11 protein-coding genes and 1 other RNA gene are annotated in these 13,939 nt (G+C 46.3%); 8 read left to right on the forward strand and 4 right to left on the reverse strand.

From position 1 onward, the window contains the following. The first annotated feature begins 2 nt into the window (after nt 1-2). From VTH8203_RS02640 to ilvN, 3 genes are all read left to right on the forward strand, one after another. Nucleotides 3-3,152, forward strand: coding sequence for an efflux RND transporter permease subunit (locus tag VTH8203_RS02640; RefSeq protein ID WP_096992244.1), 3,150 nt, complete (start codon nt 3-5; stop codon nt 3,150-3,152). A 394-nt stretch (nt 3,153-3,546) separates the two neighbouring features. After that, the gene (locus VTH8203_RS02645; RefSeq protein WP_096992245.1) at nt 3,547-5,283 is read left to right on the forward strand and encodes an acetolactate synthase 3 large subunit; all 1,737 of its coding nucleotides are present in this window, start codon (nt 3,547-3,549) and stop codon (nt 5,281-5,283) included. 1 nt (nt 5,284) lies between these two features. Continuing rightward, entirely contained in the window at nt 5,285-5,779 is a 495-nt protein-coding gene (gene ilvN, locus VTH8203_RS02650; protein ID WP_096992246.1) for an acetolactate synthase small subunit, read from the forward strand. Nucleotides 5,780-5,844: 65 nt separating this feature from the next. Here the strand turns inward: ilvN and VTH8203_RS02655 are convergent, their stop codons facing one another. The 4 genes from VTH8203_RS02655 to VTH8203_RS02670 are packed head-to-tail and all read right to left on the reverse strand — an operon-like array spanning nt 5,845 to nt 9,397. Continuing rightward, a complete protein-coding gene (locus VTH8203_RS02655) occupies nt 5,845-6,549 on the reverse strand; it encodes a BON domain-containing protein (RefSeq protein ID WP_096992247.1) in 705 nt (234 codons plus the stop codon). A 4-nt stretch (nt 6,550-6,553) separates the two neighbouring features. Further along, nucleotides 6,554-7,144, reverse strand: coding sequence for a phosphoheptose isomerase (locus VTH8203_RS02660; protein ID WP_006072694.1), 591 nt, complete (start codon nt 7,142-7,144; stop codon nt 6,554-6,556). A 2-nt stretch (nt 7,145-7,146) separates the two neighbouring features. After that, nucleotides 7,147-7,536, reverse strand: coding sequence for a YraN family protein (locus VTH8203_RS02665; RefSeq protein ID WP_096992248.1), 390 nt, complete (start codon nt 7,534-7,536; stop codon nt 7,147-7,149). Then, complete coding sequence (locus VTH8203_RS02670) at nt 7,499-9,397, reverse strand: penicillin-binding protein activator (protein ID WP_096992320.1); 1,899 nt, start codon at nt 9,395-9,397, stop codon at nt 7,499-7,501. Before VTH8203_RS02670 ends, VTH8203_RS02665 begins: the two co-directional genes overlap by 38 nt. A gap of 68 nt (nt 9,398-9,465) precedes the next feature. Between VTH8203_RS02670 and rsmI the strand changes: the two genes are divergently transcribed. The 5 genes from rsmI to VTH8203_RS02695 all read left to right on the forward strand — a co-directional run bounded on the left by rsmI (nt 9,466) and on the right by VTH8203_RS02695 (nt 13,935). Next, nucleotides 9,466-10,329 carry a 16S rRNA (cytidine(1402)-2'-O)-methyltransferase gene (gene rsmI / locus VTH8203_RS02675; RefSeq protein ID WP_096992249.1) on the forward strand — a complete coding sequence of 288 codons (864 nt, stop codon included), beginning with the start codon at nt 9,466-9,468 and terminating at the stop codon, nt 10,327-10,329. A gap of 30 nt (nt 10,330-10,359) precedes the next feature. Next, nucleotides 10,360-10,766, forward strand: an RNA gene (gene rnpB / locus VTH8203_RS02680) — RNase P RNA component class A. Between the two features lie 153 nt (nt 10,767-10,919). Then, nucleotides 10,920-11,870 carry a 16S rRNA (cytosine(1402)-N(4))-methyltransferase RsmH gene (gene rsmH / locus VTH8203_RS02685; RefSeq protein ID WP_096992250.1) on the forward strand — a complete coding sequence of 317 codons (951 nt, stop codon included), beginning with the start codon at nt 10,920-10,922 and terminating at the stop codon, nt 11,868-11,870. Between the two features lie 11 nt (nt 11,871-11,881). Then, a complete protein-coding gene (gene ftsL, locus VTH8203_RS02690) occupies nt 11,882-12,202 on the forward strand; it encodes a cell division protein FtsL (RefSeq protein ID WP_096992251.1) in 321 nt (106 codons plus the stop codon). Continuing rightward, nucleotides 12,199-13,935 (forward strand): penicillin-binding transpeptidase domain-containing protein, encoded by a 1,737-nt coding sequence (locus VTH8203_RS02695; protein WP_096992252.1) that lies wholly within the window; start codon nt 12,199-12,201, stop codon nt 13,933-13,935. Before ftsL ends, VTH8203_RS02695 begins: the two co-directional genes overlap by 4 nt. Nucleotides 13,936-13,939: the final 4 nt, after the last annotated feature.

Below are 13,939 nucleotides of genomic sequence, written 5' to 3' on the forward strand. Positions count from 1 at the left end.
TTATGTTTGCGTTAATTGATGCGGCACTGTCTCGCTCCAGAACAATGTTGAGTTTATTGGTTTTGATTTTGATCGCTGGTATTGCAACGTATAACTCAATACCGAAAGAATCGAGCCCAGACATTACCATTCCCATTATTTATGTTTCTGTTACCCATCAAGGTATATCACCGAGTGACAGTGAAAGACTGTTAGTTCGTCCTCTTGAAAAAGAGATGCGCTCCATAGAAGGAGTAAAAGAGATGACGGCTACCGCTTCTGAAGGTCATGGTTCGGTGACGTTGGAGTTCAATGTCGGGGTTGATTTGGCAAAAGCCATGGCTGATGTGAGAGACGCCGTCGACTTAGCAAAACCTAAACTACCTGATGGCAGTGATGAGCCAACGGTGAATGAGGTGACATTAGCATCTCAGCAGCCCGTCTTATCTGTTGTGCTTTACGGGACGGTTCCTGAACGCACCATTGTCCAACTTGCTCGTCAATTGCGCGATAAGCTGGAAAGCTATCGTCAAATCCTTGAAGTAGACATTGCTGGTGATCGTGAAGACATCGTTGAAATTGTTGTCGATCCATTATTAATGGAGAGTTATGGATTGGATCAGGGTGATATCTACAATTTGATAGCACTCAATAACAAGGTGGTGGCAGCGGGTTTTGTGGATACCGGGTATGGCCGTTTCTCCGTTAAGGTCCCGTCGGTATTTGATAGCTTGAAAGATGTCTTAGAGTTACCAGTGAAAGTTGATGGCAAACAAGTCATTACTTTTGGCGATGTAGCGACAGTGCGCCGTGCATTCAGAGATCCTGACAGTTTTGCGCGTTTAGATGGTCGTTCGGCCGTGGTGCTTGATGTGAAAAAGCGTGCCGGTGAGAACATCATTGAAACCGTGGACCTTGTTAAAGAAGTATTGCGCCAAGCTCAGATGTTGCCGGAGTGGCCGAACAATCTTCAAGTTAAGTTTACCAAAGACGAATCGAAAGATGTGAAGATCATGCTCAATGACCTTCAAAATAATATTCTTTCTGCGATCATTCTGGTGGTGATTGTCATCATAGCCATACTAGGCGTTCGTACCGCCTTGCTAGTTGGGGTATCGATTCCAGGCTCATTTTTGACCGGTTTATTGGTACTGTCGGTGTTTGGTTTGACCGTGAATATCATCGTGCTGTTCTCGTTGATAATGGCGGTGGGGATGCTGGTTGACGGTGCCATTGTTGTGACTGAATTTGCGGATCGCCGAATGCAAGAAGGTACCCCACGCAAACAAGCTTATCGTGATGCGGCAAGGCGCATGGCTTGGCCAATCACTGCCTCAACAGCAACCACGTTAGCCGCTTTTGCCCCTCTGCTCTTCTGGCCAGATACCACGGGTGAGTTTATGAAGTTCTTACCTTTGACCCTTATCGCCACTTTGACAGCGTCACTTGTGATGGCGCTGCTGTTTGTCCCGGTAATTGGAGGCTTGATAGGCAAACCACAATATGTGTCAGAGAGGCGACAGCAGCAGATGGTCGCACTGCAAAATGGTCAGTTTGACCAAGCAACTGGCATCACTAAGCTCTATTACCATACTTTGGATATTGCTCTTGGTCACCCATTGAAAATTCTGCTTCTTGCGATTGTAATGGCGGTGGGAGTCGGTTTTGCCTACAACAAAGCTGGCTTAGGTGCAGAATTCTTCCCTGAAGTGGATCCTCCTTATTTTAATGTCAAAGTGCGTTCTCATGGCGACTTGTCGATCAATGAGAAAGATGAAGTGATGCGAGTGGTTGAACAGGTCATGTTGAACCACAAAGAATTCGAGAGTGTTTACACTAAAACCGGTGGTAAAGATGAAATCGGCACGATACAAATTACCCCTATTGACTGGCAAGATCGTCGTCGAGTAAATGTCATCATTGAGGAGCTTAAACAGACAACGAATCAATTTGCCGGTGTGGAGATTGAATACAAATTCCCAGATGCAGGGCCTCCTGTAGAGCATGATCTAGAGATTGAACTATCAGCGCGTTTCCCGGAAAAGCTTGATGAAGCCGCTAAAATGATACGTCGATGGGCTGATGGAAATTCGAAGCTGACGAATATCAGTGATACCTCAAATAAACCGGGTATTGATTGGCAAATTGATATCAGTCGAGATGACGCTTCACGGTTTGCCGCCGATGCCACTTTGGTGGGTAATACGGTGCAATTTGTCACTAACGGATTAAAAATAGGCGACTATTTACCAGATGACTCGACAGAAGAGGTAGATATTTTGGTTCGCTTTCCAAGTGAGAAGCGTGATATTGGCCGATTTGATGAACTTCGTATCAAGACACCAGCAGGATTAGTGCCGATGACCAATTTTGTAGAGATCACACCTCAGCCAAAACAAGATACGATCAACCGTTTAGATGGCATTCGAATAATTAGTGTTAAAGCCGATATGGCAGAAGGGTATAACCTTGCGGTGGAGCTTCCTCAATTTCAGCAGCAGTTGAGCCGTCTCGATCTTCCTGCTGGTATCGACTATAGAATTCGTGGTCAAAATGAGGAACAGAAGAACTCTTCTGAATTCCTACAAAGTGCATTTTTGGTTGCATTGGCGGTGATGGCATTGATTCTGATCACTCAATTTAATAGCTTTTATCAAGCTTTCCTTATTTTGAGTGCGGTCATCTTCTCAACGGTGGGGGTATTTGCAGGGTTGCTTATTTTCCAGCGACCATTTGGCATTGTGATGTCAGGAATTGGGGTGATTGCTCTGGCTGGGATAGTGGTAAACAATAACATCGTCTTGATCGATACATACAACCAGTTGCTAAAACGTGGTTTGGATAAACGAGATGCGATATTGCGAACCGGAGTACAACGTTTACGTCCGGTACTCTTGACCACGGTAACAACGATATTGGGCCTAATGCCCATGGTGTTGGAGATGAATATCGACATCATTAACCAAAAAATAGAATTTGGTGCTCCTAGTACCCAGTGGTGGTCACAATTGGCGACAGCAATTGCTGGTGGTTTAGCGTTTGCCACGGTACTGACCTTAGTCTTAACGCCGTGTTTATTGATGTTAGGGAAACGAGAACAGCAGCAATCTAAACCGTCAATGTTTAAGCGCTGGCGTTCCGAAAAAGCCAACGTTGCCGTTAAAGCAGTTTAAGTGTCTAAAAGCGCCTCCATTTGGAGGCTTTTTTGGGCTTGGTGGATATTCATAGCTAAGCCGTTGATTGGGTCTTTAGCTATTGCGCGAAAGAATTTTACACTAAATTTCCTTTCCTTGTTGCGTTAATCGTTTGATTATGCTCTCTACTCTGTGACAAATATTTGTTGGATGAGGAAATTTAAGACGAGTGTGTTTTTTGGGAGCTTGATAGGGTTAGATCTTGTGCTAATAAAGAGTTACAGTTGTTGCGTAAACGAATAGCTTGTTATGACAAGCTAGGCGTGACATAGCCGAAAGTGAGTGATTTCGATTTAGGCTACGAATAAGACCTAACTATGTAATGCCAGCTCAGCAATAACCAAATTGCTGAGATCACTGGTAAGGAGATAATATGGCAGATTCAACCCCAGAAATGCTATCTGGTGCAGAGATGATCGTACAATCTTTGATTGACGAAGGTGTTCAACAAATCTTTGGCTACCCAGGTGGTTCCGTTCTTGATATCTACGATGCGCTGCATGAAAAGCGTGAAAGTATTCAACATGTCCTAGTTCGTCACGAACAAGCTGCGACTCATATGGCAGATGGCTACGCACGTGCAACCGGTAAACCGGGTGTGGTGTTAGTGTGTTCTGGCCCAGGTGCGACGAATACCATAACCGGTATTGCAACCGCATACATGGACTCAATCCCTATGGTTGTTATCTCTGGTAACGTACCAAACAACCTGATTGGTAATGACGCCTTTCAAGAGTGTGACATGGTGGGCGTATCTCGTCCGGTGGTGAAACACAGCTTCTTAGTACAACGGGCTGAAGATGTACCTGAAACATTAAAGAAAGCGTTCTATATCGCCTCTACGGGTCGTCCAGGTCCAGTGGTTGTTGATGTTCCCAAAGATGTGATGAATCCGCAAATTAAGTTTCCTTACGAGTATCCGGAAACGATCAAAATGCGTTCTTACAACCCGACAATGACGGGCCATAAAGGACAAATCAAAAAAGCACTTAAAGCGATCCTAGAAGCGAAAAAACCGGTTCTGTATGTTGGTGGCGGTGCAGTGATGTCAGAAGCTGATCAGCATATTGTTAAGCTTGCAGAAACGCTTAACCTACCGGTTGTTAGCACGCTAATGGGGCTAGGGGCATTCCCAGGTACTCATAAAAACTCGCTTGGCATGCTTGGTATGCATGGTACTTACGAAGCAAACTTAGCGATGCACAAGGCTGACCTTATTTTTGGTGTAGGTGTCCGTTTTGATGACCGTACTACCAATAACCTCGACAAATATTGCCCTGATGCCAAAGTTGTTCACATCGATATCGACCCATCATCGATTTCTAAAAACGTTCGTGCAGATCTGCCGATTGTAGGCTCTGCGGAGGTGGTGCTTGAGACCATGCTGAGATTGTTAGTGGAGCAAGGCGGAACGAATGATGAAGCCGCACTTAATGCTTGGTGGGATGACATCGCTGGGTGGCGAGCGCGTAACTGTTTAGGTTATGAAACCTCCGAAGAGCGCATCAAGCCACAACAAGTTATCGAAGTGCTGCACAAACTGACGGGTGGTGATGCGTATGTTGCATCGGATGTGGGCCAGCACCAAATGTTTGCTGCACTTTACTACCCATTCAACAAGCCTCGCCGTTGGATAAACTCTGGTGGTCTAGGGACGATGGGCTTTGGCTTCCCTGCTGCCATGGGCGTGAAATTTGCCCATCCAGACGAGGAAGTAGTGTGTGTCACAGGTGATGGCAGTATTCAAATGAATATTCAAGAGCTGTCAACGGCGATGCAATACGATGTGCCCGTTAAGATCATTAACCTCAATAACCGTTTCTTAGGAATGGTGAAACAGTGGCAAGACATGATTTATCAGGGTCGTCACTCCAACTCATATATGGACTCTGTTCCAGATTTTGCTGCGATTGCCGAAGCTTATGGCCATGTTGGGATTCGAATCTCCAACCCAAGCGAGCTTGAATCTGGTTTAAAGAAAGCGCTAGAAATGAAAGATCGCTTAGTGTTTGTCGACATCAATGTTGACGAAACAGAACATGTTTACCCAATGCAAATTAAAGGGGAAGGCATGGATAAAATGTGGCTAAGCAAAACGGAGAGAACATAATATGAGACATATCATTTCACTACTAATGGAAAACCAGCCGGGTGCACTTTCTCGAGTGGTAGGGTTGTTCTCTCAGCGTGGTTATAACATCGAGTCACTCAACGTGTCGCCAACGGATGATGAAACTCTATCTCGTCTCAATATCACCACTGAGTCGGATGAGATGGAGCTTGAGCAAATTCAAAAACAGCTTCACAAACTGATTGATGTTTTGAAGGTTCAAGAAGTCACTGAGTTTGATCATATTGAGCGAGAGCTGATGATGGTGAAAGTAAAAGCCAGTGGTTTCGCGCGCGCTGAAGTAAAACGCACTGCGGATATCTTCCGAGGTCAGATTGTCGATGTGACGGCGTCTCAATATACGGTGCAGCTTGCTGGTACTTCTGAGAAGTTGGATGCGTTCGTTTCCGCTTTATCTGAAGTGACCGACGTGGTGGAAGTGGCGCGAAGTGGTATTGTGGGTATTGCGCGTGGTGAGCGAGCACTAAAGCCGTAAGGTTATAAGCAACACTGATATTAAAAAAGCGAGCGTTAAGCTCGCTTTTTACGTTTCAGAGGGCATTAACCTTCTATTTCATGAAAAGGTGCTGGCTCTTCAATAATTGGTCTCATTTCTTCTTCAGGTTCAGCATTTTTAACCGGAGCTTCGGGTTGTTTGGTTTCCTCAACCGGAGCGTCGGTATTGAGTTTGTCTTGCTGCTCACTAAATTGGAAAGCACGAATAACCTGTTTTACTCCTGAGACGTTGCGAGCGATTTCAGTGGCGACGTCCGCGTGTTCTTTAGAGACATAACCGAGCAAGAACACTTCTTTATCTTCAGTGATAACCTTTACTTTGACACCGTTTAGACGCTCATCAGTAAGTAACGCAGACTTAACCTTAGTGGTTAACCAGCTATCGTTACTAACACTAGTGAAACTGATAGGCTCTTTAATTCGAATTTGATTGTAAACTCGTTTTACGCCATTTAAACCTTCCACTTGTGCTTCGAGTTGGTTGCTTAGTGCTTGGGTTTTAGATTGCCCCATGAGAACCACTGTGCCGCGTTGAGAGCTCGCTACGACACGAACTTGACCCACATAGGGTGCTTTATTACTCATGCCGGCTACTTCGGACTCTAGTGAGTTATCGTTCCATATTTCTTTGGTGGTTCGAGTATCGGTGACCAAATTAACAGTGGTGGCCGCACCAGCAACAAACAAACCAGCACACCCAGACAAGATGGTGCTCGCCAGCAGCAACGTCAGAACTTTGTACGTCTTCATGGCATTACTCTTCGTGCGAAGGGAACAGAACTTGATCAATAAGATCGCATAAGCAGTGCAGGGTTACCATATGCACCTCATGTATGCGCGCCGTTCTGTGAGATGGGATCCGAATTTCAACATCGTTCTCACCTAACAGCCCAGCCATCTCGCCACCGTCTTTACCGGTGAAAGCAATAATGGTCATATCTCGTGTCACCGCAGCTTCCATCGCTTTGATAACGTTTTTGCTATTACCGCTGGTAGAGATCGCCAGTAGAATGTCACCCGCCTGACCAAAGGCTCGAACTTGCTTTGCGAAGATATCCTCAAAGTTGTAGTCGTTCGCGACTGCCGTCATGGTGGTGCTATCGGCAGTCAATGTCATCGCAGGTAGGCTAGGACGCTCGGTCTCGAAACGGTTGAGTAAACAAGAGACAAATTGCTGAGCATTGGAAGCAGAACCACCATTACCGCAGCAAAGTATTCTGTGTCCATTAAGTAGCGTCGCTACCATAGCTTGTGCCGCATGAGTAATAACGTCAGGAAGTGCTTCTGCCGCTGCAATTTGAATTTGAATACTTTCAGTGAAACTTTCTTTAATGCTATCGCGCATGGTTATCCTTGAGTGATCGCGTTCTTTATCCAGTTAATGTCATTGCCTTGCTGATGAATGGCAACCACATCGAATCGAAAATCAGTATCGTAGGGCGATAAGCCGTTTTGCAGCAACCAGAGTGTGGCTGCTTTTTGTAGCTTTCGAGCTTTAGAGGGCGTGACCATCTCTTGAGCTAAGCCATACTGAGTGCTTTGCCGATACTTTACCTCGACGAAGACAAGAGTGGAACCGTCTTGCATGACAAGGTCCAGTTCGCCACATTTGGCGGTATAATTCTCCGCTAAGGCTACTAGGCCTTGTCGGCCCAAATAGTCCTTAGCGAGAGTTTCGTAGTTTTTGCCAACCGCTCTCTTATTGACTGACCGGTTGTTCCAAGGCAGCAGTGCCATCTGTACCATCTTCCGTGCTAGAGGTTTGCGTATCTACAGCTTGCGTTACTTGATTCGGCTTTTGTCCATACACTCCCCAAGATATTTGACGTTGCACTACACAATCAGAATCGACACTCAAGGTACCAGTTTGCCCTTTAACAGAATAACCTTCTACCGCTTTTAGTTGTGGCAGTTCTTTGGTTAGCGAATACGCATCCATCCCTAGAGCTTGAAGGCGTTTTTCCGCATTTGAGCTCTTAGGCCAAAACTTGGTCATTTGAGCATCAAGTTGAGGATCTTGGTCAATCAGTAGAGGAATATCGCTATAGACTACGCCAGTCAGATCTTCGTATTGACGCTTACTCGTGTGGCTGTGTGAATCAGCAAATAATTGAGGCTGTTTTGCATCTGGGTTAATGGCAACTTCAATAAATGGTTTGATTAGTGTGAGGTCGGCACTGTTTGCCACGATATACACGGAATCAATATCGCGTCGACTGCGAGGTTGATTCTCTAATTTCATCCCTGTTAGGGCTTCCATTTGAGCAATACGTTGCTGGCTGTCTTGAAGGCCAAAGACATTATTTATGGTCTTTTGCAGCTGAGCTCGATTGCCATATTGTGCAACGGCGACTTTGTTGGCACTGACTTTTGCCCATTCCTGCTCGAATGCTTTTACTACACGGTCACCGAGACTTCCCCTTGGTGCTAAAACCAGTGGGTACTCATAGTTACCTTGAGAAAGATGGGCAGCGGCTTGTGCGACTTCTTGCTCAGGAGACAGAGTTAGATAACACATCATTTGCGAAGGCTCTAACTGAGTAGGAATATTCAGAGCGAGCGCCGGAATTGGCGTTTGTGACTCTTCCTGAGCTTGCTGCAATTTTTCTACATTTTCTTTGATAAGCGGTCCAACAATAAAGTCGACTTCATTGGCTATAAGTTGTGCTTTAATATCAGCCGGAGTCGTTTCATTTGTGTCAATAACAGTAAAAATAGCACTTGGGTCACGCTGCGCATCGTCTAACATCGCCATCATGAAACCATCATGAACCAGCTGTGCTTGTTTCGCATATTTACCTGTTAAAGGGAGTAACAATGCGGTGCTATGTGGGGCAGTGATCTCTAGACTCAAGATATCTAAGATACTTTGTGGAGTATATTCCGCAGCCGGATGGTCGGGATTTTCGGCTAGCCAGTTCTTGAGAGTATTTTGCAGCTGAGGAAGGTTTCCTCCGAGCGCTTTCATATACGTGGCAAGTTGCAGCCAACCATCAAGGACTTCTTCTTTAGGCTCAGCAACCAAAGTCGACAGTTGATCGGCAGAATACTGGTTCAGGTTACTCCAAATCTCATCATTGATACCCTGCTGCTCTTCGCGCGGAGCAAAGCCTGACATCGCTATTAACTCTCGGCTTGATTCGAAGTCACGACCGAGTTCAGCTAAGCTTTGCGAGCGTAATTGGTAGTAATGTTTCCACTGTTGCTGGGCAAGAGGCCACTCGGCTGGGAAATTAAGCTGTAAGTATGCGTCCTGTGCATTACCTTGTGCTAAGTTCAGCTCCGCACGGGCTAATTGCCATTCCGCTTGTTGAATGACGGTCAAATTTTGTTTGGCTAGACGATTAGAAAGTCGTTTAGCTTGCTCGTAGTTGCCTTCTTGAATCGACGCTTTGAACGCTAGAATTAGCCATTCATTAGCGAAACCACCTTGATCGGCATCAGCGCGCATTAAGTACGTCTCTGAAGATGCGGTTGGAGCAAGGGTGATATCAACACTCGTTGGGGCGCTTGGCTGAGTAGAACAAGCGGCAATGGACAAAGCCAATGCAATTGGAGTCAGTAGGCGTGTTACACTATTTCTCTTTGGGTTCATCATTGCCATGAGCTCTTTAATCACTATTCGTGTAAAATCATTATATTAATCGTTGAAGTGCTGGTAAACAAATGACAAGCAACAAAACCACTTATATTGAGCAACCAACGCTCTTTATTGTACCGACTCCCATTGGAAACCTCGGTGATATCACACAAAGAGCGCTCGATGTCTTAAACAGCGTCGATATTATTGCTGCTGAAGATACTCGTCATACGGGTAAACTTTTATCGCACTTCAATATTCAAACTAGGACATTTGCGCTCCATGATCACAATGAGCAGCAAAAAGCACAAGTTTTGGTCGATAAATTGTTATCAGGCGAATCCATTGCACTGGTTTCCGATGCAGGTACGCCATTGATTAGCGATCCAGGGTACCATTTAGTCTCTCAATGTCGTCAAGCGGGCGTTAAAGTTGTGCCATTACCTGGTGCGTGTGCTGTGATAACGGCTTTAAGTGCTTCTGGGTTGCCGTCTGACCGATTTAGTTTTGAAGGCTTCCTGCCTGCGAAAAGCAAAGGCCGTAAAGATAAGTTTATGGAAATTGCTAAGGCTGAACGCACCTGTATTTTTTATGAATCTCCACATCGAATTACCGAGTCTCTGGCGGACATGCTTGAGGTTCTCGGTTCTGAGCGCGAAGTGGTATTAGCACGCGAATTGACAAAGACTTACGAAACCATACAGGGGTTGCCACTCGGTGACTTGGTGGAATGGATTGAAGAAGATGAAAACCGCAAGCGTGGGGAGATGGTGTTATTGATTCATGGCTATCGCGAACCGGCGACAGACACGCTTCCTGATGAGGCGACTCGTGCCCTAACTATTCTAGTTAAAGCGTTACCATTGAAGAAAGCCGCGGCTGCAACTGCGGAAATTTATAACCTGAAAAAGAACGCATTGTACAAATGGGGTTTAGAAAACCTTGAGTAATTGCTCGCGCTTCGTTACAATCCGCGCCCTGAAGTTGACCAGATAGTCGCTGCTTCGTTGACGTCCCCTTGAGCTTGTCTTGGGGGAGACTGACGGAGGGGAGGAAAGTCCGGGCTCCACAGAGCAGGGTGCCAGGTAACGCCTGGGGGGCGAAAGCCTACGACAAGTGCAGCAGAGAGAAGACCGCCGATGGCTCCATTTCTTCGGAAGGAGCACAGGTAAGGGTGAAAGGGTGCGGTAAGAGCGCACCGGACGACTAGCAATAGTTCGTTGCAGGGTAAACTCCACCCGGAGCAAGACCAAATAGGCCTCCACATTGCGTTGCTCGCGTAAGGAGGCGGGTAGGTTGCTCGAGCCAGTGAGCGATTGCTGGCCTAGACGAATGGCTATCACCGCTTCGGCGGATACAGAACCCGGCTTATAGGTCAACTTCACCTATTATAAAAAAACCCATTACAAATTGATTTTGTGATGGGTTTTTTGCTTTTTTATCACCTATCTTTACGTTAGGCTGAACTTAACCAGATGACGTTACTGAAGGAAATCAGTACACTTGTCTACTTTGCCTTAAGCAACTCTCGAGATCACCAATGAGCGAACCATTCCAACATATTTCGGTACTACTTCATGAATCTATCGATGGCTTAGCCATTAAACCTGACGGTATCTATATCGATGGTACATTTGGACGTGGTGGTCACAGCCGTCAAATTCTTTCACAACTGGGTGAAAACGGTCGCCTTTACAGCATTGACCGAGATCCTCAAGCAATTGAAGAAGCAGCAAAAATTGATGACCCAAGATTCACTATTATTCACGGCCCATTTTCGGGTATGGCTGAATATGCTGAACGCTATGACCTAGTGGGTAAAGTCGATGGTGTGTTGCTAGACTTAGGCGTTTCTTCTCCTCAGTTAGATGATGCAGAGCGTGGCTTTAGCTTTATGAAAGATGGCCCGCTGGACATGCGTATGGATCCGACATCAGGTATGCCGGTTTCTGAGTGGTTAGCTCACGCTGATCTTGATGACATCACTTGGGTGATTCGCGAGTTTGGTGAAGACAAACACGCGCGCCGCATTGCGAAGGCGATCGTTGCTCATCGTGAAGATGAAGAAAAAGAGCCACTTACTCGCACCGGCCAATTAGCGAAGCTAATTTCTGATGCAGCGCCAAAAAGCTTCAAAGAGAAAAAGCATCCAGCGACGCGCTCGTTCCAAGCATTTCGTATTTATATCAACAGTGAGCTTGAAGAGATCGATACGGCTTTAAAAGGGGCGGCAAAGATTCTAGCGCCACAAGGTCGTTTATCTGTGATCAGTTTCCACTCATTGGAAGATCGCATGGTCAAGCGTTTTATGCGCAAAGAAAGCAAAGGTCCTCAAGTGCCTCACGGTATTCCGATGACGGAAGATCAAATTCGCGCCTTAGGTAGTGCAAATTTAAAAACGATTGGTAAAGCGTTGAAACCTTCAGATCAAGAAGTTGAAATGAACACGCGCTCACGCAGCTCTGTGCTTCGAGTTGCTGAAAAACTGTAGCGGACAAATGGATGTCTAACGAGTCTAAACACAACCTAGCTAAGCTCATCGGGATGGATATCATCACTGTGGGTCGAGTGCCGCTATTGGTATTGCTACTCATATTCGCCACTGCGATGGGGGTTGTTTTTGCTACCCATCATACTCGTCAGGCAATCAACCAAAAAGATGTAGCACTTCAAGAGCGAGAAAGGCTCGATAATGAGTGGCGCAACTTGCTCCTTGAAGAAAATGCGTTGTCAGAGCACAGTCGGGTACAAGCGATGGCAAAACGAGAGCTTGATATGAAGCGTCCTGATGCTGACAAGGAAGTAGTGGTTTCCCTGAAATGAAAGGCAAAAAAGTCGTAAAACCCTCCAATAAGAAGACAAGTACACCAACGGCAGAAACACCATCGCTTATTGCTTGGCGTTTTCGTCTCATTTTAGGTTGTGTGTTGTTAATCTTCGTCGCCTTGGTGGCTAGAATTGGCTACATCCAAGTGATCGAACCGGATAACCTAATTAAACAAGGCGATTTGCGTTCGGTTCGCGTTAAAGCTCTCCCTTCTGCTCGAGGCATTATTTCGGACCGTAATGGTGAGCCATTGGCTGTCAGTGTTCCCGTTCAAGCCGTCTGGGCCGATCCAGCAACCATATTTAAAGACAATGGGTTGGAAAAGCTTGATCGTTGGCATGCCCTTGCAGATGTTCTCGGTTTGGACCGCCAAGCGCTTATTAATAAGATTGAGAAAAATAAAACTCGTCGTTTTATCTATCTGCAGCGTCAAGTTAGCCCTGCGATGGCAAAGTATATTAAAGAACTCAAACTCTCAGGTGTTGGGCTCAAAGCGGAATCTCGCCGTTATTATCCGGCTGGTGAAGTTAGTGCACACTTAGTTGGGGTCACTGGGATCGATGGTCATGGTCTTGAAGGGGTGGAACGAAGCTACGACAAATGGCTAACGGGCGAGGCAGGGAAACGAATTATTCGTAAAGATCGCTACGGTCGAGTCGTAGAAAACATCTCTTTGGAAGAGCGTGAAGAAGGTAAATCGTTAGAGCTGACTATCGACCAACGTTTACAAGCGATCGCTTATCGCGCAGTCAAACAAGCCGTAGCGGATTACCGCGCGACCTCAGGCAGTGCCGTGATTATCGATGTGAAGACTGGTGGCGTGCTCGCCATGGTCAATGCTCCTTCCTACAACCCCAACAATCGCTCTTCTCGTCAATCCTTTACCATGCGCAACCGAGTGATCACTGATGCGATGGAGCCAGGCTCAACGGTGAAGCCGTTTGTTGTTTTAGCCGCGTTAGAAGCTGGTGTAGCCGATGAAAATACCGTGATTGATACTGGTAATGGCATCATGCAGATCGGTGGCAGCCGTGTTCGAGATACGTCAAAAGTTGGTAAGGCCAACTTGGCAAAGATTCTACAAAAATCCAGTAACATTGGTGTCGCTAAGCTGGCGTTGGAGATGCCGCTGCAAGAGTTACTGGGGATGTATAGCTCCATCGGTTTTGGTCAGCTTTCTGGTCTGAACTTAGTTGGTGAAACCACGGGTATTTTCCCAAACCGTCGCCGCTGGTCTCAATTTGAAGTCGCAACATTGGCTTTTGGTTATGGTATTTCGATTACCCCACTGCAACTAGCGCACGCCTATGCGACGTTGGGTAATGGCGGTTTGTATCAGCCAGTGCACATTATTGAGAATAACCAACAAGACTTATCGAAGCAGGTCATTGACCATCACTATGCGGTTGAAGTGCTGCACATGCTAGAAGCGGTGACTCAACCAGGTGGCACGGCAACGAGGGCGGCCGTACCTGGATATCGTGTGGCAGCCAAAACCGGTACCTCGAGAAAGGCCGCGGCTGGCGGCTATAGCGATGAATACGTGGCGATTACATCGGGTGTTGCGCCAGTCAGTGATCCTCGAATTGCACTGGTTGTGGTGATCAATGAGCCGCAAGGTGATCAGTACTACGGTGGTGCTGTCGCCGGGCCTGTCTTCTCAGAAATTATGAAAGGATCGCTACAGATTCTAAACGTAGCGCCTGATGAAAATCAGTTTCAAAAATAGGTGA

This window comes from Vibrio thalassae, assembly GCF_900089835.1.
Taxonomy (GTDB): domain Bacteria; phylum Pseudomonadota; class Gammaproteobacteria; order Enterobacterales; family Vibrionaceae; genus Vibrio; species Vibrio thalassae.